21 protein-coding genes are annotated in these 19,755 nt (G+C 65.3%); 16 read left to right on the top strand and 5 right to left on the bottom strand.

The window, feature by feature from the left end; all coding sequences use genetic code 11:
- Positions 1-17: 17 nt before the first annotated feature.
- Both ABIS05_RS20030 and ABIS05_RS20025 read right to left on the bottom strand, forming a co-directional pair.
- Positions 18-1,052 (bottom strand): NADP-dependent oxidoreductase, encoded by a 1,035-nt coding sequence (locus ABIS05_RS20030; protein WP_348011071.1) that lies wholly within the window; start codon positions 1,050-1,052, stop codon positions 18-20.
- Positions 1,053-1,081: 29 nt separating this feature from the next.
- Entirely contained in the window at positions 1,082-2,662 is a 1,581-nt protein-coding gene (locus ABIS05_RS20025; RefSeq protein WP_407074854.1) for an oleate hydratase, read from the bottom strand.
- Positions 2,663-2,976: 314 nt separating this feature from the next.
- Between ABIS05_RS20025 and ABIS05_RS20020 the strand changes: the two genes are divergently transcribed.
- The 13 genes from ABIS05_RS20020 (at position 2,977) to ABIS05_RS19960 (ending at position 15,127) form a co-directional block, all read left to right on the top strand.
- Positions 2,977-3,678, top strand: a complete 702-nt coding sequence (locus ABIS05_RS20020; RefSeq protein ID WP_348011069.1) for a Crp/Fnr family transcriptional regulator — start codon at positions 2,977-2,979, stop codon at positions 3,676-3,678.
- 287 nt (positions 3,679-3,965) lie between these two features.
- The gene (locus tag ABIS05_RS20015) at positions 3,966-4,472 is read left to right on the top strand and encodes a heavy metal-binding domain-containing protein (RefSeq protein ID WP_348063314.1); all 507 of its coding nucleotides are present in this window, start codon (positions 3,966-3,968) and stop codon (positions 4,470-4,472) included.
- Between the two features lie 7 nt (positions 4,473-4,479).
- Entirely contained in the window at positions 4,480-4,668 is a 189-nt protein-coding gene (locus ABIS05_RS20010) for a hypothetical protein (RefSeq protein WP_348011067.1), read from the top strand.
- Positions 4,669-4,847: 179 nt separating this feature from the next.
- Positions 4,848-5,012, top strand: a complete 165-nt coding sequence (locus ABIS05_RS20005; protein WP_348011066.1) for a hypothetical protein — start codon at positions 4,848-4,850, stop codon at positions 5,010-5,012.
- A complete protein-coding gene (locus tag ABIS05_RS20000; protein ID WP_348011065.1) occupies positions 5,009-6,046 on the top strand; it encodes a zinc-dependent alcohol dehydrogenase family protein in 1,038 nt (345 codons plus the stop codon). The genes ABIS05_RS20005 and ABIS05_RS20000 overlap by 4 nt, the downstream gene beginning before the upstream one ends.
- Positions 6,047-6,112: 66 nt before the next feature.
- Positions 6,113-7,501, top strand: a complete 1,389-nt coding sequence (locus tag ABIS05_RS19995) for an NAD-dependent succinate-semialdehyde dehydrogenase (RefSeq protein ID WP_348011064.1) — start codon at positions 6,113-6,115, stop codon at positions 7,499-7,501.
- Between the two features lie 16 nt (positions 7,502-7,517).
- Positions 7,518-8,399 (top strand): oxidoreductase, encoded by an 882-nt coding sequence (locus ABIS05_RS19990; RefSeq protein ID WP_348011063.1) that lies wholly within the window; start codon positions 7,518-7,520, stop codon positions 8,397-8,399.
- Between the two features lie 34 nt (positions 8,400-8,433).
- Entirely contained in the window at positions 8,434-9,591 is a 1,158-nt protein-coding gene (locus ABIS05_RS19985) for an NAD(P) transhydrogenase subunit alpha (RefSeq protein ID WP_348011062.1), read from the top strand.
- Positions 9,592-9,647: 56 nt separating this feature from the next.
- Entirely contained in the window at positions 9,648-10,037 is a 390-nt protein-coding gene (locus ABIS05_RS19980; RefSeq protein ID WP_348011061.1) for an NAD(P) transhydrogenase subunit alpha, read from the top strand.
- A 1-nt stretch (position 10,038) separates the two neighbouring features.
- Positions 10,039-11,490 carry an NAD(P)(+) transhydrogenase (Re/Si-specific) subunit beta gene (locus tag ABIS05_RS19975; protein WP_348011060.1) on the top strand — a complete coding sequence of 484 codons (1,452 nt, stop codon included), beginning with the start codon at positions 10,039-10,041 and terminating at the stop codon, positions 11,488-11,490.
- A gap of 50 nt (positions 11,491-11,540) precedes the next feature.
- Positions 11,541-12,575, top strand: coding sequence for a zinc-dependent alcohol dehydrogenase (locus tag ABIS05_RS19970; protein ID WP_348011059.1), 1,035 nt, complete (start codon positions 11,541-11,543; stop codon positions 12,573-12,575).
- Positions 12,572-14,134, top strand: coding sequence for an NAD(P)H-hydrate dehydratase (locus ABIS05_RS19965; RefSeq protein ID WP_348011058.1), 1,563 nt, complete (start codon positions 12,572-12,574; stop codon positions 14,132-14,134). Before ABIS05_RS19970 ends, ABIS05_RS19965 begins: the two co-directional genes overlap by 4 nt.
- A gap of 9 nt (positions 14,135-14,143) precedes the next feature.
- Positions 14,144-15,127 (top strand): zinc-dependent alcohol dehydrogenase family protein, encoded by a 984-nt coding sequence (locus tag ABIS05_RS19960; RefSeq protein ID WP_348011057.1) that lies wholly within the window; start codon positions 14,144-14,146, stop codon positions 15,125-15,127.
- Between the two features lie 20 nt (positions 15,128-15,147).
- Here ABIS05_RS19960 and ABIS05_RS19955 read toward each other — a convergent pair whose 3' ends face one another.
- Both ABIS05_RS19955 and ABIS05_RS19950 read right to left on the bottom strand, forming a co-directional pair.
- The gene (locus ABIS05_RS19955) at positions 15,148-16,443 is read right to left on the bottom strand and encodes an acetyl-CoA hydrolase/transferase C-terminal domain-containing protein (protein ID WP_348011056.1); all 1,296 of its coding nucleotides are present in this window, start codon (positions 16,441-16,443) and stop codon (positions 15,148-15,150) included.
- A 146-nt stretch (positions 16,444-16,589) separates the two neighbouring features.
- Positions 16,590-17,246, bottom strand: coding sequence for a BON domain-containing protein (locus ABIS05_RS19950; RefSeq protein ID WP_348011055.1), 657 nt, complete (start codon positions 17,244-17,246; stop codon positions 16,590-16,592).
- A gap of 228 nt (positions 17,247-17,474) precedes the next feature.
- On the opposite strand from ABIS05_RS19950, the gene ABIS05_RS19945 reads away from it, so the two are divergent.
- Complete coding sequence (locus ABIS05_RS19945) at positions 17,475-17,672, top strand: hypothetical protein (protein ID WP_348011054.1); 198 nt, start codon at positions 17,475-17,477, stop codon at positions 17,670-17,672.
- Positions 17,673-17,722: 50 nt separating this feature from the next.
- On the top strand, positions 17,723-18,541 hold the full coding sequence (locus tag ABIS05_RS19940; RefSeq protein WP_348011079.1) for an ATP-binding cassette domain-containing protein: 819 nt from the start codon (positions 17,723-17,725) through the stop codon (positions 18,539-18,541).
- A 37-nt stretch (positions 18,542-18,578) separates the two neighbouring features.
- Here the strand turns inward: ABIS05_RS19940 and ABIS05_RS19935 are convergent, their stop codons facing one another.
- Positions 18,579-19,166: a hypothetical protein gene (locus ABIS05_RS19935; protein ID WP_348011053.1), complete on the bottom strand. Its 588-nt coding sequence runs from the start codon at positions 19,164-19,166 to the stop codon at positions 18,579-18,581.
- A gap of 169 nt (positions 19,167-19,335) precedes the next feature.
- Between ABIS05_RS19935 and ABIS05_RS19930 the strand changes: the two genes are divergently transcribed.
- On the top strand, positions 19,336-19,755 hold a 420-nt coding region (locus ABIS05_RS19930), incomplete at its 3' end, for a PRC-barrel domain-containing protein (protein WP_348011052.1).

The following is a 19,755-nucleotide window of genomic DNA, read 5'->3' as shown; positions in this document are numbered from 1 at the left end:
GCGCTTGAGCGGCAGCCTCATTCGTGGGCCAGCTGAATGACCAGCTTGCCGAAGTTCTTGCCTTCAAGCAGGCCGATGAAGGCCTCGGGTGCGTTCTCCAGGCCGAAGACGATGTCCTCCCGGACCTTGACCTTGTCTTCCAGTACCCACTCGCCCATCGCGCCGGCGAACTCGGCGAACCGTGGGCCGTAGTCTTCGAAGACGATGAAGCCCTGCATCTTGATGCGCTGGCGCAGCAGCGTGCCGACCAGCAGGCCAAGCCGGTCCGGGCCTACTGGCAACCTGGTGGCGTTGTAGGCCGCGATCAGGCCGCAGACAGGCACCCGCGCCTTTGCATTGAGCAGCGGCAGCACGGCGTCGAACACGGCACCGCCAACGTTCTCGAAGTAGACGTCGATGCCCTTCGGACATGCGGCGGCAAGGTGGCCAGGTAGGTCTTCGGCCCGATGGTCGACGCAGAAGTCGAACCCCAGTTCCTCGATCGCGTAGCGGCACTTTTCCGCTCCGCCGGCGATGCCCACGACGGTGCAGCCCTTGATCTTCGCGATCTGCCCCACCACCGAGCCGACCGCGCCGGTGGCCGCCGCGACGACGACGGTTTCACCGCTGACCGGTTGGCCGATGTCCAGCAAGCCCATGTAAGCGGTAAAGCCCGGCATGCCCAGCACGCCCAAGGCGCGTGAAGGATGCGGGTCTTCGGGATAGAGCGGTGTCAGCCCCTTGCCGTCCGACAACGCGTAGTCCTGCCAGCCGGTGTAGCCCAGCACCCGATCACCGACCTTGAAGTCGCCGTGCCGGGACGCCTCCACGCGCGACACCGTACCGCCAACCATCACATCGCCGATGGCCACCGGTGCGGCGTACGACGGGCCGTCGCTCATGCGACCTCGCATATAGGGGTCGAGCGAGAGGTACAGCGTGCGCAGTAACACCTGGCCGGCTGCGGGGGGCGGTACCGGCTCGTTCTCGATGCGGAAGTCGGCCGCGGTCGGAGCGCCGCGCGGCCTGGCGTTCAGGACGATGCGGCGATTGACAGTGGTGCTTTGCTGCATGGCACAGGTTCTCTGGTGGGCAGGTCGGTTTACTTCATGGCCTTGACCAGCGCGTCAAAGCGCGCATGAAGCGACTTGTCGTGCGGCGTGACTGGCGGAATCGGCTTCGTGATGCCGAGCAACTGGTACACCGCCATCTGCGCCGCCCGCACCGAGAATTCCACGGTGAAGACGGTGTCCAGCGGGATCTCGACGAACTGGCTGATGAAGGCGAAGTTCTTCGTGCCTGGTGGCACCGGCAGTGGCCGGTCGCCGGGGGCGCGCGGCATGAACATGCTGGTGATGTAGGGCATGCGGCAGGGGATGCAGTTGGCCCTGCCCACACCCGCCACCGTCTCCACGTCGAAGCGCAGGTGGCCGCACAGCTCCAGAAGAATTTCCGCGCCTGTGCAATCGGCCATCGCCTTGGCAACGAAGTTGCCGATGCGGTCCGGGAACAGGCCGTAGCCCCAGAACACCTGCACGTCGGCCGGCTGGTTGGCAAAGTGCGGCTGATGCGCCAGCACGATGGACATCAGCCAGTTCGAGTCCGTGAAGGTCACCAGGCCGCCGGTGCCCGCTTCATTGCCGCTGAAGCGCTGCATCAACTCGAAGAAGGCCGGGTCCTTCAGCGTGACGGTGAACGAGGCCCAGGCTGATTGCGCGATGCAGCTGTTGAACGCTGCGGGCCTGCCGAATGAAGGGCGCCCTTCGGCGAGCTTTTCCCACAAGGTCCAACTGCCCCCGTGGGCTTTCTTCAACTTGGGCGGTGCGATGGTCATCGAGCCCAGGCTGGCGGCGTCGGTCATCGAGCCGTTCTGCACGAAGACCAGATCGTCGTCTTCCAGCTGCAGGATCTCCGCCTGACCGTTCAACCTGCCGTGCAGCGCAATGACCTCGAACCTGCCGTCGACGGTGTGGTGGTCGAGGTCGGTGACCGTGCAGTCGGCTACCAGGCGCACGCCCTGACTCTCCAGCCAGCGCTGCAAGGGCACGACCAGCGAGTCGTACTGGTTCAGCACGGTGCGCTTGACACCCGCCAGCGTCTCGATGCGTGAGAACTCCAGCATGAAGCGGTGCAGGTAGCGCCTGAATTCGACCGCGCTGTGCCAGGGCTGGAAGGCAAAGGTGGTGACCCACATGAACCAGAACTCGGTCTGGAAGAATGCCGGGGACAGGTGGTCGGTGATGCAGCCGCTGCCCAACGCCGACTCTTCGGCATTGGCGAGAGCCAGCAACTCCAGACGGTCGCGCATGGAGAAGCCCATCGATGCCACGGGCACCTTGGCACGGCGGCTGTCGACCAGGCGGGCCCTCGCGTGAGAGACATGCTGCTCGTTAAACTCCCGCGTCTCGTCGAAGACGCTGCGGCCGGGTTGGGCGAGCGACGGGATAGCTTTGAAGAGGTCCCAGGTGCACTCGTAGTTGTCGGTGGTCAGCATGCGGCCGCCGCGCATTGAGTAGCCGCGTTCGGCGTCGCCCGCACCGTCCAGGCTGCCGCCCAACACCGGACCGGCCTCCAGCACCGTGATCCGGCTGCCGGCCATGCCGCCATCGCGGATCAGAAAGGCGGCGGCGGCCAGCGACGCGATGCCTCCGCCAACAAAGTAGGCCTTGCGGGGTGCAGTCATGGTCGCCGCCCTTTGAGTGGCAGTACCCCGTCGACAGGAGGTTCGAGATTCGGTGCACTGCCACGTCGAAGTTAGGCGAAACGCCAAGCGGGGTCGGTGCGGTAGACAACACCCGGATTCGGCGCCGAACGCCACCGCTGCGCCGGGAGCGAATGGGCTGAATGATGTTCATGACGCCACGCTGCCGCAGCGGTGTTCGCTAACGCACAGAGGGTTTGCCTGCAGGACCCCATACTGAAGCTGCCCCGGCGAGCAATCGGTGCCGATACAGGTCGTTGCCAAGTCGAGGATTCCGCGTGGTCACAGTGTCTAGAGTGAGAAAGAACCATTTGCTGGCGGCGCTGCCCGAGGCGGAACTGAAGCGATGGTTGCCGCTGCTCGAGTCCGTCGATCTGCCGCTGGGCCTGGTGTTGTACGAATCTGGCCGGACGCTCGGTCATGTGTACTTTCCGACGACCGCGATCGTGTCCCTGCTGTTCGTGCTCGAAGACGGAGGCTCGGCGGAAATCGCCGTCGTCGGCAGCGAGGGTGTCGTGGGCATCTCGCTGTTCATGGGTGGTGAGAGCACGCCCAGCCGGGCGGTGGTGCAGAGCGCCGGGCGTGGTTTCAGGTTGAGCTCGAAGGCCATCAAGGAAGCCTTCGGCCGCAACGGGCCGGTGATGCACCTGATGCTGCGCTACACGCAGGCGCTCATCACGCAGATGGCGCAGACAGCGGTGTGCAACCGCCACCACACGCTGGACAAGCAGCTGTGCCGCTGGCTGCTGCTGAGCATGGACCGGTTGCAGGGCAACGAGCTGGTGATGACGCAGGAGCTGATCGCCAACATGTTGGGTGTGCGCCGGGAAGGTGTCACAGAAGCTGCCTTGAAGCTGCAGGCCGCCGGGCTCATCCAGTACGCCCGTGGCCACATCACCGTGCTCGACCGCCCTGGCCTGGAGCAGCGCACTTGCGAGTGTTATGGCGTGGTGAAGAAGGAGTACGACCGATTGCTGCCGGCTTTGGAGGCCGTGTAGCACTCGGGTCGACCTACTTCCGGCTGCGCCGTTTTGGCCGGAATTCCGTTCTGCACCGAACAGACCAGCGAACTTCAGGCGTGCACGTTGGCGACGCCCAGCGCTGCCGCCGTGGCGCGTGCGGTCTGGTTTGGAGTCGCCTTGAAAAGATGCCCCGTCATGACCACCGCAGCGGGAACGCCTGTCGCGGACAACCAGAACTCTGAAACGGGTGCCGCACCCGGACTACGGCATGCGGGTCGCCTCGGGTCTCGGAAATCCAGTCGATGAGATCCCAGGCTGCATCCATGAGTCCGCAGGATTCGACAAGTGCGCAAGGCGCCCAGTTGATCGCTGCCGCCACGGCCGCAAAGCCAATCGTCGGTTCGGGTGCGGCCGTTCGGCCCGTGGCAACAAAGGCGGCAACGCAATACATCTGCCCCATGCACGCGCAGATCACGCGCGATGCGCCCGGGGTCTGCCCGATCTGCGGCATGGCCTTGGAGCTGAAGGTGGCTACGGCCGAAGACGAGCCGAACACCGAACTGGCGTCGATGAAGCACCGGCTGTGGTGGACGGCGGGCCCGGCCGCTGTCGTGTTCCCCATCGCCATGTCCGACGTGCTCCCGGGCATGCCAGTGCAGGCCTGGCTCGGTGCGCAGGTCCAGGCGTGGCTGGAATTTGCACTGGCCACCCCGGTGGTGCTCTGGGGCGCGTGGCCCTTCTTTGTGCTTGCCTGGCAGTCGCTGGTCAACCGGCATCTGAACATGTTCATCGTGCGTGCGTGCGCGCGTGCGTGCGCGACGCGTCAGTGAGGTGACGGTGCGCAACATCAAGCGCGGGCTCTTCTTCGCGTTCATCTACAACTTGTTGGGGGTGGCGCTGGCAGCCGGCGTGCTGTACCCGACCTTTGGCATCCTGCTGAGTCCGATGCTGGCTGCGGCGGCCATGAGCCTGAGTTCGCTGTCGGTCATCGCCAACGCGCTTCGGCTGCATCGCTTGAGGCTGTGACGGCCAGCGTTGGCGTCTTGGCCTGACGCGTGTCCACCAGGTCACCGAAATACGCTGCAAGACAGACGCTCAGCGCTGCCTACGTGCAAGCGGCGTTGGCTACCCGGCGCCTGGCATTTGTCGGGTAGCCAAGTCATTTGCATCCGGACGAGGTTCTGGGTGCCCCACCGAACAGACCCATGGCTGGACGGCGCGCAGGCTGCAACGTCCAAACCCTGTCATGGCGACGCTTCAAGCCGGTCCGCGCCGCCCATCACGGCATGAACGCGTTCGACACACCCGTCCCCAAGGGCTACACCGATTGCCTGGCGCTCGCCGTCGGCACACAGAAGGAAGCGGCATGAAAGCACTCGTCTATCTCGGCCCCCACAACAAGGCGCTGCAGGACCGGCCGAAGCCGACCCTGGCGGCACCCACCGACGCCATCGTGAGAGTGACGCGCACCACGATCTGCGGCACCGATCTGCACATCCTGAAAGGCGACGTGCCGACCTGCGCGCCCGGGCGCATCCTGGGGCATGAAGGCGTGGGCATCGTCGATGCCGTCGGTGCCGCCGTCACGGCTTTCAAGGTGGGTGATGCGGTGCTGATCTCCTGCGTCAGCGCCTGCGGCAAATGCGTCAACTGCCGGCGCCAGATGTATTCGCACTGCACCACGGGCGGCTGGATTCTGGGCAACAGCATCGACGGCACGCAGGCCGAATATGTGCGCATCCCGCATGCGGACATGAGCCTGTACCCGATCCCGCCCGGCGCCGACGAGGAAGCGCTGGTCATGGTCAGCGACATCCTGCCCACGGCGATGGAGTGCGGCGTGCTCAACGGCCGCGTGCAGCCGGGCAGCAGCGTGGCCATCGTCGGCTGCGGGCCCATCGGTCTGGCGGCACTGCTGACGGCGAAGTTCTATTCGCCAGCCGAGATCATCGCCATCGACCTGGACGACGGGCGCCTCGCCGTGGCCAAACGCTTCGGCGCCACCTCTACCGTCAACAGCAGCGACGGCAAGGCGAACGAAGCGGTGATGAAGCTGACTGCCCAGCGCGGCGTCGACACCGCCATCGAAGCGGTCGGCGTGCCGGCTACCTTCGAGCTGTGCCAGCAGATCGTCGCGGCCGGCGGCACGATCGCCAACATCGGCGTGCACGGGGTCAAGGTCGACCTGCACCTGGAACAACTCTGGGACCGCAACATCACGATCACGACGCGGCTGGTCGATACGGTCAGCACGCCGATGCTGCTCAAGACGTTGCATGCGCACCAGCTCGATCCGAAGCCGCTGATCACCCACCGCTTCAAGCTTGACCAGATCCTCGACGCCTACGAAACCTTTGCGCATGCGGCCGAAACGCATGCGCTCAAGGTGCTCATCGAGACCTGACGACTCCCGCCCGCGGCTCCGACATTGCATCGGTCCGCCCATCTTCCGCTCACACGAAAGCACTCCATGACTTCTTCCTATCAGAGCATCAACCCCAACACCGGCAAGCTGCTCAAGAGCTATGAGCACCTGACTGCGCCCCAACTCGAAACGTCGCTGGCAGCCGCCGAGAACTGCTTCCAGACCTGGAAGCACAAGAGCTATTCAGAGCGCGCCGTCATCGTCAACAAGGCCGCCACGCTGATGCACGCCCACGTCGATGACTTCGCGAAGCTCGCCACGCTGGACATGGGCAAGCGCATCGATGAAGCGCGCGGCGAAGTGAAGTTCAGCGCCGACATCCTGGCTTACTACGCCAAGCATGCCGAAGACTTCCTCGCGCCGACCAAGCTGCATCCCAAGGTGGGTGAGGCGCACATGGAAAGCTCACCGCTGGGCGTGCTGTTCTGCGTCGAGCCCTGGAACTTTCCGTACTACCAACTCGCGCGCGTCGCCGGGCCGCAGTTGATGGCTGGCAACACGTTGGTGGTCAAGCATGCGGGCTGCGTGCCGCAATGCGCCATCGCGTTCGAGAAGCTGCTGCTCGATGCCGGCGCGCCGGTCGGTGCGTACACCAATTTGCTGATCTCGCACGAGCAGTGCAACAGCGTCATCGACGACCCGCGCATCAAGGGCGTTGCGCTGACCGGCAGCGTTGCAGCGGGCCGCGCGGTGGCGGCACGGGCCGGGCAGAACCTGAAGAAGAGCTCGATGGAGCTCGGCGGCAGCGATGCCTTCATCGTGCTGGACGATGCCGACATGGACCAGGTCATTCCGTGGGCCGTCTGGGGCCGCATGTACAACGGCGGCCAGACCTGCTGCGCGGCCAAGCGCTTCATCGTGCTGGACAAGGTGGCGGACACTTTCCTTGCCAAGTTCAAGGCAGCGCTGGAGGCACTCGTGCCCGGCGACCCGATGGATGAGAAGACCACCCATGGACCGCTGTCCACCGAGGCAGCGCTGGTGCAGTTGCTGGCGCAGGTGGACGTGGCCGTGAAGGGCGGCGCCAAGCTGTTGATGGGCGGCAAGCGCATCAACCGACCGGGCGCGTTCATGCAGACGACCATCCTCACCGACATCGCGCCGAACAACCCAGCGTTTCGCGACGAGTTCTTCGGCCCGGTGGTTTCGTTCTATCGCGTTAAGGACGAGGCAGCGGCGATTGCGTTGGCGAATGACTCCGACTTCGGCCTCGGTGGTTCGGTGTGGACGAAGGACGAAGCACGCGGCAAGCGGATTGCGAGCCAGGTCGACACCGGGATGATGTTCATCAACAACATCGATTGGCTTGACGCCGAGCTGCCCTTCGGCGGCATCAAGAACTCGGGCTACGGGCGTGAGCTGGGCAATATGGGCATCCAGGAATTCGTCAACAAGAAGCTGGTCCGCACGGGCCACTTCAAGGCGCCGGTCTGAGCGGGGAGGTCGTCCGATGAACACTTTCCACAGCAGGGCCGTCGTGACCGAGCCACCGGTCTGGTTCATCACGGGCTGCTCGACTGGCTTCGGCCTTGAGCTGGCCAAACAGGCCATCGAACACGGCTACCGCACGGTGGTCACGGCGCGCGACCCTTCGACGTTGAAGGGCTACGGCGCAACCGCCAACGCGCTGGTGCTCGCGCTCGATGTCACCCAACCCGAACAGGTCGCTGCCGCCATCGATGCAACCTTGGCCCGCTTCGGCCGCATCGACGTGCTGGTCAACAACGCCGGCATCGGTTACTTCGCGGCAGTCGAGGAAAGTGAAGAAGACGAGGTGCGCAAGATGTTCGAGGTCAACGTCTTCGGCACCGGTCGCATGATCTGGGCGGTGCTGCCCGGCATGCGCAAACAGCGGGCCGGCTGCATCGTCAATCTGTCATCGCTGGGCGGGCTGAGCGGATTCCCGGCGCTGGGTTACTACAACGCCACCAAGTTCGCTGTCGAGGGCTTGTCCGCCGCTTTGCGACAGGAGGTAGAGCCGCTCGGCATCCGGGTGATGGTGGTCGAGCCGAGTGGCTTTCGCACCGATTGGGCCGGGCGTTCGGCGAACGAGAGCAAGCACCAGATCGACGACTACGTGGCCACGGCCGGCAGCGTGCGGGCTGCGGTGCGTGCGTCCTCAGGGCACCAGCCGGGCGACCCGGTTCGCGCGGCGAAAGCGATCATCGAGGCGGTGGCGTCGGGCAACCCGCCGCACCACCTGCTGCTCGGCAACGACGCGTTCGAGGGGGCGATGAAGAGGCTCGAACATCTGCGCCGGGACTTCACGGCGGGCGAGGCCGTGGCGCGCCTGGCGGACTTTCCGAACGCCGCGCGGAAGTCAGTGGCATGAAAGCGCCCGATTGCGGCCCTGGCCGGAGCCTGCGATGTACGTGAACGTCGCCGTCATCAAAGAGACCCGGGCCCATGAGCGCCGGGTCGCGCTCATCCCTGCGGTCGTGCCCAAGCTGATCCAACTGGGTGCCAAGCTGCACATGCAGCCTGGCGCGGGAGGCGGCATCGATCTCGACGATGCGGACTACCCGAACGTGGCCTTCATCGCTGACCGCAGTGAGCTGGTCAAGGACGCCGACGTCGTGCTTTGCATTCAGCCGCCAGCGCTTGAAGTGGTCGATGCGATGAAGGAAGGCGCCATCCTCATGTGCTTCGTCTACGCGCACAACGAGCCCGCGTTGGTGAAGCGCCTGCTCGCCCGCAAAATCACCTGCTTTGCGATGGAGCGCGTGCCGCGCATCTCGCGGGCGCAGGCGATGGACGCGCTCTCCAGCCAATCGGCACTCGCCGGCTATTGCGGCGTCACGCTGGGCATGTCGCAGCTCGCTCGCGTGGTGCCCAAGATCACCTCGGCCGCCGGCTCGATCGGCCCGGCCCGCGTCTTGGTGATGGGCCTGGGCGTGGCGGGGCTCGAAGCGATGGCCACGGCGCACCGCCTGGGCGCTGTGGTCGAAGGCTATGACGTTCGCCCGGAAACACGTGAGCAGGCCTTGTCGCTGGGCGCGACCTTCGTCGACACCGGCGTGGACGCGACGGGGCAGGGCGGCTATGCGCGGGCGCTGAATGCCGAGGAGGAGACGAAGGTCGCCGCCGTGCTGACGAAGCACATCCAGTCGGCCGACCTGATCATCACCACCGCGGCGATTCCCGGCAAAGCCTCGCCCAAGCTCATCAGCCACGCGCAGGTCGCGGGCATGAAGGCCGGCGCAGTGATCGTCGATCTCTCTGCCGAAGGCGGCGGCAACTGCGACGACACCCAGCCCGGCGTGACGGTGCAGATCGGTCGGGTCCGCATCGCAGCACCTCTCAATGTGCCGTCGCTGCTCGCCGAAGACGCGAGTGCGCTTTACGCCAAGAACCAGTTCAACCTCCTTGCACTGATGTTGAAGGACAACGTCATCCGCATCGACTGGTCCGACGAGATCCTGGCGAAGACGGTGCTCACGCATGCAGGCGAGGACAAGCGCGCTCCCGCCGAGCAGACCGACAAGCCAAAACGGCAGGGTCTTCCGCACCACGCCGCGGCGTGAGCCATTCCGCAGCACGCCGCAGCGTGAGCCATTCCGCAGCACCCAGGACGCAAGACATGGACTTCAACATCAGCATCGGCGGCTTTGCCGCGCTCTACATCTTCATGCTCGCCGGTTTTGCGGGCTGGGTGATCATCGGCCGCGTGCCGGCCATCCTGCACACGCCGCTGATGTCGGGCTCGAACTTCGTTCACGGCATCGTCGTGGTTGGTGGCATCTACGCACTGCTGAACGCGAGCACCGTGCAGGAGCAGGTGATCGGCTTCATCGCGGTGCTGCTCGGTGCGGGCAATGCCGCAGGCGGCTATGCGGTGACTGACCGCATGCTGGCGATGTTCAAGCCCACAGTTCGTACAGGTAGCCATGCCGGTGCCCCCACGACCCGGCGAAAGGGCAGCGGCGCCACGACGGCGACCGTGAAACCCATCCGCGCGAAGAAGCGCTGAAATGGACAACGCCCTGCTCGCGTCTTTCGTCACAGCCCTGCCGTCGCTCGGCATCGGCACCGTCGATCTCGCCGCGGCCTTTCTGTTCCTGTACGGACTGCACCGCATGGCCTCACCGGTGACGGCATCGTCCGGCATCTTCATGGCCGGCGTCGGCATGGCCGTGGCGGTGCTCGCCAGCTTTCTCTATGCCTTCGATGTCAGCAGCGCGGCACGCCCGCTGTTGATGGCGAACCTGGGCCTGGCCGTGGTGGCCTTGCTGCTGGGCGGCGGTGTGGCCTGGTGGAGCGGCCGCACGGTGGCCATGACGGCCATGCCGCAGATGGTGGCCATCTACAACGGCATGGGCGGCGGCGCCGCAGCCGCCATCGCAGCGGTGGAACTCTTCGGCAGCAAGGCCACAGGTCTGCCTGCGCTGATCGTGACGTTGCTCGGGGCGCTGATCGGCGCGGTGTCCTTTTCCGGCTCGCTCGTTGCCTGGGCCAAGCTCGACGGCGTGATCAACAAGCCGCTGCGCTTCAAGGGCCAGCAGGCGGTCAACGCGCTGGCTTTGGTGGCCACGCTGGCGGTGGGCTGCTTTGTCGCCGTTGCGGGTGCCGACGCCGCGGCCATCTACGGCTTTTTCGGCTGTGCCATTGTGCTGGGCGTGCTGATGACGCTGCCGATCGGCGGCGCCGACATGCCGGTCGTGATCTCGATCTTCAACGCCTTCACCGGCCTGGCGGTGGGCCTCGAAGGCTACGTGCTGCAAAAGCCCACGCTGATGATCGCCGGCATGGTCGTCGGCGCGGCCGGCATGCTGCTGACGCTGCTCATGGCCAAGGCGATGAACCGCTCGGTGAGCAACGTGGTGTTCACCAACTTCGGCGAGGTGGCCAAACACAAGGCCGGCAAGATCAAGGGCGAGCTCAAGCCCACGCAGGCCGGCGACGCCGGCATCGCGATGCGCTACGCCGCCTCGGTGGTCATCGTGCCGGGCTACGGCCTGGCAGTGGCGCAGGGGCAGGGCAAGCTGTTCGAGTTCGTCAAGCTGCTGCAGGCCGGCGGCGTACGGGTGCGATTCGCTGTGCACCCCGTGGCGGGCCGGATGCCGGGGCAGATGGACGTGCTGCTGGCGGAGGCCGGCGTGCCCTACGACATGATCTTCCAGCTCGAGGACATCAACGACGACTTCAAGGCTACCGACGTGGCTTTGGTCATTGGCGCCAACGACGTGGTGAACCCGGCCGCGCGCACCGACAAGGCCTCGCCCATCTTCGGCATGCCCATCCTCAATGCCGACCAGGCCAAACAGGTCTTCGTCGTCAAGCGCGGTGAAGGCAAGGGCTACGTCGGCATCGTCAACGGCCTGTTCTACGGCGACAACTGCCGCATGGTCTACGGCGATGCGCAGGCCGTGCTGATCCAGATGATCGAAGCGGTGCGCGGCCTAGGGCTGCCGGCCGCCGCTTGAAATATCTGCCTGAAACCCATGCCTGATTTCCATTCACTGAAGGACACGCCATGACACGCAAGATGCAGGTCGCCCAGGTCGAGCGATTCGGCCAACCGCTGGTGCTCAAGGAGATCGACGTGCCGACCCCGGGCCCCGGCCAGATCCTGGTGAAGACCGAGGCCTGCGGCGTCTGTCACACCGACCTGCACGCGGCCAGTGGCGATTGGCCGCTGAAGCCGCCGCTGCCCTTCACGCCGGGCCATGAAGGCATCGGCATCGTCAGCGCGCTGGGTGCCGGCGTCACGGCGGTGAAGGAAGGCGACCGCGTCGGTGTGCCCTGGCTGTACTCGGCCTGCGGCCACTGCGAGTTCTGCTTGGCGGCGCAAGAGCCGGTGTGCGCCGAAGCGCAGTTCGGCGGCTACACGAAGAACGGCGGCTTCGCGCAATTCATCGTCGCCGACCCGAACTACGTGGCGCACATCCCGGCCGGCTTGTTGCCGACCGCGGCGGCGCCGTTGATCTGCGCCGGCATCACCTCGTACAAGGGCATCAAGGAAACGCAGGCGCGGCCGGGCGAGTGGATCGTCATCTCCGGCATCGGCGGCCTGGGCCACCTGGGCGTGCAGTACGCCAAGGCGATGGGCCTGCAGGTGTGCGCGGTGGACGTGGCCGACGGCAAACTGCTGCACGCGACGCAGTTGGGCGCCGATGCCGTGGTCAACGCCAAGACCGGCGACCCCGTGGCCGCCGTGAAGAAGATCACCGGCGGCGGCGCGCATGGCGTGCTCATCACCGCGCCGTCGCTGCCGGCCTTCAAACAGGGCGTGGGCATGACGCGCAAGCACGGCACCTGCGTGCTGGTGGGCATTCCGCCGGGCGAGTTTCCGACGCCGCTGTTCGACGTGGTGGCCAACTGCATCACCATCCGGGGCTCGTTCGTGGGCAACCGCCGCGACATGGCCGAGGCGCTGGCCTTCGCCGCTGCAGGCAAGGTCACGGCCGACATCGAGCTGCAGCCGTTGTCCGCGATCAACGACGTCTTCAAGCGGCTGGCGCAGGGCGAGGTGCCGTCCCGCGTGGTGCTCGACTTCGCGCGCGCGTGACCCACGATGCGCCGTCCGGGCTGCCAGACGCCGCAGCCCTGCTGACTGCCAACGAGATGGCCGAGGCGGACCGGCTGACGGTGGCTTGGGGCATCGGCGAGATCCAGTTGATGGAGAACGCCGGCCGCCCGGTAGCGCAGGCGATCATTGATCGCTGGAGCCCGCGTCCGGTGCTGGTGTTGTGCGGCCCGGGCAGCAATGGGGGTGACGGCTTCGTGGTCGCGCGGCGCCTGGCCGAAGCCGACTGGCCGGTGCGCGTGGCGTCCCTCGTGCCGCGCGAACAACTGCGCGGCGCGGCGGCACACCACGCGGCGCTGTGGCGCGGCCCGGTCGAGGCCCTGGCGCCCGGCGCATTGGATGGCATCGAGTTGGTCGTCGACGCCATCTTCGGCGCGGGCCTGAGCCGGCCATTGGAAGGCCCTGCGGCCCAGACGCTGGCTGCGGCTGCGGCACGGAGGCTGACGATCGTTGCCGTCGATGTCCCCAGCGGGCTGATGGGCGACACCGGAGCCTATCTTGGCAACGACGTCGGCGCCGTGGCCGCAGCGCTCACCGTCACTTGCTTTCGCAAGAAGCCTGGCCATCTGCTGCAGCCGGGCCGCAGCCTGTGCGGCGAGCTGATCGTGGCCGACATCGGCACCCCGGCATCGGTGTTCGAGCAGGTCAGACCCGACACCTTCGAGAACGACCCAATCCTGTGGGCCGAGGCCTTGCCCTTGCTGCGCCCAGATGCCAACAAGTACACCCGCGGGCACGCCTTGGTCTGGGGCGGCTGGCCCACCACAGGCGCGGCCCGGATGGCCGCACGCGCAGCTGCGAGGGTGGGTGCGGGTTTGACCACGGTCGCGGTGGACACGAGCGGCGGCGATGCGGCGCTGCAGGTCTATGCCGCGGCGCTCACCAGCATCATGGTCAGCCCCGTCGCCGTGCCCGAAGACCTTGAACGCCTGCTGGCCGACCGCCGGTACTCCGGCTTGTTGATCGGCCCGGGTGCAGGCACCGGGACGGATACACGTGCTCGCGTGTTGGCCATGCTGCAGACGGCTAGCGCAACCGTGCTTGACGCAGATGCGCTGGCGGCTTTCAAGGACGATCCTTCCTCGCTGTTCGGTGCCATCCAGGGCAACATCCAGTGCACTTGCGTGCTGACGCCGCACGAGGGCGAGTTCAGTCGCTTGTTCGCCGGCGTCGCGGACGCGTGCAGCGACAAGCTCACGCGCGGTCGTGCCGCCGCGCGGGCCAGCGGTGCCATCGTCGTACTCAAGGGCAGCGACACCGTGATCGCCGCACCGGATGGCCGCGCCATCATCAACGCCAACGCACCGCCCACGCTGGCCACCGCTGGCGCGGGCGACGTGCTGGCCGGCATGGTTCTGGGCCTGTTGGCGCAGGGCATGGTGCCCTTTCTCGCGGCAGCCGCCGCCGTGTGGATGCACGGTGCGGCGGCGGCGCATTTCGGACCGGGCTTGCTCGCAGAGGATGTGCCGGACCGCCTGCCGGCTGTGTTTCGCAGACTGGCCAGGCTTGCAGCAAGGCGCGAGCGCAACGACGGCAACTGAAAGATTCCGATGCATGCCATGGTGTTGAAGCAATTGGGCAAGCCTCTGGCGTGGACCGAGTTGCCCGACAGGGAGCCCGGCTCGGGCGAGATCCGCGTCAAGGTGACGGCCTGCGGTGTCTGCCGCACCGACCTGCATGTGGTCGACGGCGAACTGCCGCACCCACAAGTGCCCATCATCCCGGGCCACGAGATCGTTGGCCGCATTGATGCTGTCGGTTCAGGCGTCAAGGGCCTGGACCTCGGCCAACGCGTCGGCATCCCCTGGCTAGGCCACACCTGCGGCGTCTGCCCTTACTGCACGATGCAGCGCGAAAACCTGTGCGACCGCCCCCTGTTCACTGGCTACACGCGGGATGGCGGCTTCGCCACGTCCACCGTGGTGGATGCGCGCTTCGCGTTCCCGCTGGGTGAGCATGGCAGCGACGAATCACTCGCGCCCTTGCTCTGCGCCGGCCTGATCGGCTGGCGTGCGCTGGGCATGGCGGGCGACGGGAAGAACCTGGGCCTGTACGGCTTCGGCGCGGCCGCCCACATCCTCGCGCAGGTGGCGACCTGGCAAGGCCGATCGGTGTTCGCGTTCACGCGGCCGGGGGACCGTGCGACGCAAGACTTCGCGCGCAGCCTGGGAGCCACCTGGGCCGGTGGCTCCGACGAGATGCCGCCCCAAATGCTTGACGCGGCCATCATCTTCGCGACCGTCGGTGATCTGGTGCCGCTGGCATTGCGGGCCGTGCGCAAGGGTGGGCGGGTGGTTTGCGCCGGCATCCACATGAGCGACATCCCGAGTTTTGCCTACAGCCTGCTGTGGGAAGAACGCCAGCTGCTGTCGGTGGCCAACCTCACGCGCCAGGACGGGATCGACTTCCTGAGCCAAGTACCCCGCATGGGCATCCTGACAAAGACCACGCCTTACCCGCTACAGCGGGCGAACGAAGCCCTGGCCGACCTGCGCGCGGGAAGGTTCGAAGGCGCTGCCGTGCTGATGCCGTGAGGCCACCTTCTTGCGTTGCCTCAGATGAGGTGCAGGCGCTTGGACTGTTCTGTCAGCTCCAGCCTGAAATCGGGGTGTGCGATGGCGATCAACTCCTGCGCCCGCTGTTTCAGGGACTTGCCACGCAGTTGGGCCACCCCGTACTCGGTCACGACATAGTTGACGTCATTCTTGCTGGTGCTCACGTGCGTGCCGGGGCTCAGCGAAGTCACGATGCGTGAGATCGCGCCGTTCTTGGCCGTGGACGGCAGCACGATGATGGCCTTGCCACCCCGAGAGCGATTGGCCGCGCGCACGAAGTCCGTTTGCCCGCCAGTGCCGGAGTAGGGCGTGTGCGCCAAGCTTTCGGAGCCGCACTGCCCGAGCAGGTCGATCTGCAGGCTGGCATTGATCGAGACCAGCTTGTCGTTCAGCCCTGCGAGTGCCGGATCGTTGGTGTAGTCCACGGGGTGGATCTCCAGCCCCGGGTTGCGATCCATGAAACGGTAGAGCTTGGCGGAGCCCAGCGCGAAGGTGGCCACCATCTTGCCCGGAAGGTAGTTCTTGCGGCGGTTGGTGACGGCACCGCAGTCCACCAGCGACAGGATGCCATCGCCGAGCATCTCCGTATGGATTCCGAGGTCGCGCTTTTGCGTGAGCTGCATGACCACCGCGTCGGGGATCCCGCCGTAGCCGATTTGCAGGGTCGACCCATCGTCGATCAACTCGGCGACGAACTTGCCGATAGCTTCCTGCACCGGCCCGATCATCGGCAGCGCAACTTCCAGAATCGGCGCCTCGCTCTCCACCAGTGCCGTCACCTGCGAGATGTGCACATGGCAATTTCCAAAGGCGAAGGGGACGTTGGGGTTGACCTCGATCACCACCACTCGCGCCTTGGAAATGGCGGCCATGGTGTAGTCGGCCGCCAGGCTGATCGAAAAATAGCCGTGGGCGTCCATCGGCGAGGCCAGTGTGAAAACCGCGTCAGCCGGAATCAGCCCGCTCACGATCTGCGCCGGGATTTCAGAGAAGTGGTTGGGTATGAAGTCGATCCACCCGGCTTGTCCGCCAGCGCGCGTGGCACCTCCGAAGAAGAATGCCACGTGGCGTACGTGTTCGACGGTCGCCGGGTCAATGTAGGCATAGGGGCGGATGGCGAGGATCTGTGCCACCTTCACGTCACGGAACGCATGGCGTTGCTCTGACAGCGCGGTCAGCAGCGCCGGCGGTTCGCCGACGCCGGTGGGAACGATGATCGTGTCCCCGTCATTCACATGACGCATCGCGTCGGTTGCGGTGGCCAACTTGCTACGGTACAAATCGCGGATGGACATGTTGGTCCTTTCTGGTGGTACCGCGCAGGGTCGGTGTTGTCGTGCCATTGTCTCGATGAACTCATGGGCGCCGGCATGAAATTGCGCGTGGCTGGCTCTAAGCCAGTTGCGGCATCGTCAATCCCTCTTGCTGGCCGTGGGGCCGGTCAGTACGCCAGCGTCATCTTGTCGACGACATTGCGCACGCCAGGCATGCCCCAGGCCGAGTTGGTCGCCGTGGCGCGTTCGTCCCAACTGTGAACGCTGCCAGACAGCGTCACATCGCTACCGTGCACCGCGACGAAGACCTTCTTCGCATCGGCGATCGAGGTGCGCTTCAGCGCTGCTTCGATGTCCGACTTGACCGCTGCGGCTGCCATCGACGGTTTGATGGTGATCTCGTTGTTGACGCCTGTGACGCCCGTCAAGGTACGCAAGTTGTCGGCGGCGGCTTGGCGCTGGTATTGCCAATCGACGTCGCCCGAGAGCGTCACGCAACCGGCTTCCACCATCACCTTGATGCGACGGCCGACGGCCAAGGAATATGCCCACTCCAGGATGCTGTGCACCGAATCTGCGATGTCCCCGTCGGACCGCTTTGTCGAACTGGGGAGCTGAACCTTCAGCTCAGTGGTGATGGCCATGACTCCCGAAACGCGCTGTGCAGCTCGCTCGGCATTCCATTTCTCCGCAGAGGAGTCAACCTGACCTGCCAGGGTCACGATGCCGTCCTTGACCTCCACCCCGATGCGGGTGGCATGAACCGAAGGCTCCCATTGGAGTTCGGCCATCACGTCTTGCTGCAGTTGTGAGTCGCTCTTCATGGGGTGGGTTTCAAAAGGGTTGAAGGAGTCTGAGCATCGCCTTGGTCGGGCTTGGCGATCTGTGCGCGGGCGAACACAGGACGCGTGGGTTGATCCCTGTACTTGTCGCGGCCCTGCAAGCTGGGGGAACGCGAGCAATGGATAGGCGCTGGGCGGGGCGTCGAAGATTCTTGGTTCTGGGTGCGACAACGAACAGTGCTGTGTCCCCAGAAAGGTCCACAGTGCCTGATGAACTGGTCTATCGAACTTGCTGGGATGGCGTTTCGCAAGCGGCCGACTTCTGATCGCCCGCGCCGCGCGATCTCGACGCTTGGCACGCTGAAGGGCACTGCAAATCGCATCGTGCGTCGCCTGCATCGTCGTCAGGCCTTCTGTACGGTGGCCTCGTCCGGTGACGAATCAGCGATGCACTCGCCGTGTCTCTGACGACCCCACGGACCTACCGCGACGCAGGCTCGCGTCAGCCCGAGTCGCGCATGCGTGGGTCGAGCGGCAGCGCATTCATCGAATTCGATCATGTCTCGTTCGGCTATGACGGCAGCCATCCCGTCATCCACGACCTCTCGCTGAAGATTCCACGCGGCAAGGTCACCGCGATTCTGGGGAGTTCTGGCTGCGGCAAGACAACGCTGCTGCGCCTCATTGGCGGCTTGGTATCTGCCGATAGTGGGCGCGTGGTTTTCGATGGGACCGTTGTCGATGCGCTCGACAAGGTCGCCCTGTATGGACTGCGTCGTCGCCTCGGGATGCTGTTTCAGTTCGGCGCGCTGTTTACCGACCTGAGCGTGTTCGAGAACGTTGCCTACCCGCTGCGCGAGCACACGGACCTGGCGGAGGAGATGGTGCACGACCTCGTGCTGATGAAGCTCAATGCGGTCGGGCTTCGAGGCGCTGCGGGCCTGAAGATATCTGAGCTTTCAGGCGGCATGGCGCGTCGCGTCGCGTTGGCACGAGCCATCGCGCTAGACCCTGAGCTGATCATGTACGACGAGCCCTTTGCAGGACTAGACCCGATTTCAGTGGGCGTGACGGCCAAGCTGATACGGAGCCTGAACCACGTCACCGGCGCCACATCGATCCTCGTGTCGCACGATATCGCTGAGTGCGTTGCGATCAGCGATCACGTCGTACTGATGGCAGCCCAGGGCCGCGTGGTCATGCAGGGCACTCCCGCCGAGTTGATGGCCTCTCTCGATCCTGAGGCGCATCAGTTCGTGCACGGCGAGCCAGACGGTCCGGTGAAGTTTGACTATCCGGCACCGCCCATCGCGGTCGACTTCGGCGTCGCTGTCTGAACTGCTGTGAACGGGGCCACCTGGGCATGGGCCGCATTCACTGCTCCTTGCCCAGCGCCAATCGGAATTCCTCCAGTTTGGCCTCATACGCTTGCGCCTCGCCGTAATCGAGGAAACGGTTGTAGCGGGCGTGCGTGCCGAGGATCTTGTGTGCGTGCTTGATGGGGCAGAAGTACTGTTCGGTGCGCGCCAGGATCTCGGCCATGTAGCCCATCAGCCCGTTGCCGTACTCACAGTAGGTGCAGTGGAATTTTTCGATGAAGTTGAGATAGCCGAGGTGGCGGCGGTCGAACACGAGGTAGTCGTTGCGCCTGACCTTGGTGATGCCGTAGATCGGAAAGCAGGCCCACTGGTAGAAGCTGACGCAGGCGTCCAGCATCAGCAGCGGAATGACCATGCCGTAGATCAGCGGCCCGGTGATCAGGTTCTGCGGCCGGTCAGTGACGAGCCAGCGAAAGAAGTTCTTCTTGAGTTTGCGATGGGTCTCTCTGACGGAGCGTTCGAACTCGACGCGCTTGCCCTTGAGCTGGAAGAACATCCGGCCTTCCTGCTCGTGGACGGCAGTCCGCAGGTCCGCTTCGAGTGCGGCCATCTGCAGCAGGATCTGATTGATGCGTTCATTCATGGTGTCCGAGCATAGGCTGGCGAGATCGAGAGTGCACTGCAGGCCTTTTGAGGTGGGCGTATGTGGCGTGCGGTGTCGTACAGACCTGGTACTTCCAGTTCCGTACAACGTGTGGGGAAGTCAATTGCCATCGACCCGTCGACGGCGCCAACTCACGAGGACCTCAGCCATGACGAAGAACACTGTCCAATTCACCCTGACCACGTTGGCACTTGCTGTCTCACTGGGTGCCGCAGGCCCCACCTGGGCGCAGGTGGCCGGTGGCACCACCACGGCCACCGTGAGCATTGCCGAGACGACTCAGCTCGCCATGGGCTGGAGCGTCAAGAAGACGCTGATGGGCAAGACCATCTACAACGAAGCGGGCCAGAAGGTCGGCAAGGTGGAAGACTTGATCATTTCGCCCGATCGCAACGTGTCCTACGTCATCGTCGGTGCGGGCGGCTTCATCGGCATCGGGCGTCACGACGTGGCCATTCCCGTGACGCAGATCCAGGACAAGGCCGGCAAGCTCGTGATGGCAGGTGCCACCAAGGAGATGATCAAGGGCATGCCGGCATTCACCTATGCCACGGATACGGCCAAGCGC

The organism is Roseateles sp. (genome assembly GCF_039929605.1).
In the GTDB taxonomy this organism is placed as follows: domain Bacteria; phylum Pseudomonadota; class Gammaproteobacteria; order Burkholderiales; family Burkholderiaceae_C; genus Pelomonas.
The sequence above is the reverse complement of the archived record's forward strand: the minus strand, read 5'-3'. Positions and strand labels throughout refer to the sequence as shown.

Bases quoted from the DNA above. Each gene is read 5' to 3' on its own strand.
- ABIS05_RS20030 (WP_348011071.1), bottom strand. From the start codon at position 1,052: ATGCAGCAAAGCACCACTGTCAATCGCCGCATCGTCCTGAACGCCAGG.
- ABIS05_RS20025 (WP_407074854.1), bottom strand. From the start codon at position 2,662: ATGACTGCACCCCGCAAGGCCTACTTTGTTGGCGGAGGCATCGCGTCG.
- ABIS05_RS20015 (WP_348063314.1), top strand. From the start codon at position 3,966: ATGAGTCCGCAGGATTCGACAAGTGCGCAAGGCGCCCAGTTGATCGCT.
- ABIS05_RS20005 (WP_348011066.1), top strand. From the start codon at position 4,848: ATGGCTGGACGGCGCGCAGGCTGCAACGTCCAAACCCTGTCATGGCGA.
- ABIS05_RS20000 (WP_348011065.1), top strand. From the start codon at position 5,009: ATGAAAGCACTCGTCTATCTCGGCCCCCACAACAAGGCGCTGCAGGAC.
- ABIS05_RS19995 (WP_348011064.1), top strand. From the start codon at position 6,113: ATGACTTCTTCCTATCAGAGCATCAACCCCAACACCGGCAAGCTGCTC.
- ABIS05_RS19990 (WP_348011063.1), top strand. From the start codon at position 7,518: ATGAACACTTTCCACAGCAGGGCCGTCGTGACCGAGCCACCGGTCTGG.
- ABIS05_RS19985 (WP_348011062.1), top strand. From the start codon at position 8,434: ATGTACGTGAACGTCGCCGTCATCAAAGAGACCCGGGCCCATGAGCGC.
- ABIS05_RS19980 (WP_348011061.1), top strand. From the start codon at position 9,648: ATGGACTTCAACATCAGCATCGGCGGCTTTGCCGCGCTCTACATCTTC.
- ABIS05_RS19975 (WP_348011060.1), top strand. From the start codon at position 10,039: ATGGACAACGCCCTGCTCGCGTCTTTCGTCACAGCCCTGCCGTCGCTC.
- ABIS05_RS19970 (WP_348011059.1), top strand. From the start codon at position 11,541: ATGACACGCAAGATGCAGGTCGCCCAGGTCGAGCGATTCGGCCAACCG.
- ABIS05_RS19960 (WP_348011057.1), top strand. From the start codon at position 14,144: ATGCATGCCATGGTGTTGAAGCAATTGGGCAAGCCTCTGGCGTGGACC.
- ABIS05_RS19955 (WP_348011056.1), bottom strand. From the start codon at position 16,443: ATGTCCATCCGCGATTTGTACCGTAGCAAGTTGGCCACCGCAACCGAC.
- ABIS05_RS19950 (WP_348011055.1), bottom strand. From the start codon at position 17,246: ATGAAGAGCGACTCACAACTGCAGCAAGACGTGATGGCCGAACTCCAA.
- ABIS05_RS19945 (WP_348011054.1), top strand. From the start codon at position 17,475: ATGAACTGGTCTATCGAACTTGCTGGGATGGCGTTTCGCAAGCGGCCG.
- ABIS05_RS19940 (WP_348011079.1), top strand. From the start codon at position 17,723: ATGCGTGGGTCGAGCGGCAGCGCATTCATCGAATTCGATCATGTCTCG.
- ABIS05_RS19935 (WP_348011053.1), bottom strand. From the start codon at position 19,166: ATGAATGAACGCATCAATCAGATCCTGCTGCAGATGGCCGCACTCGAA.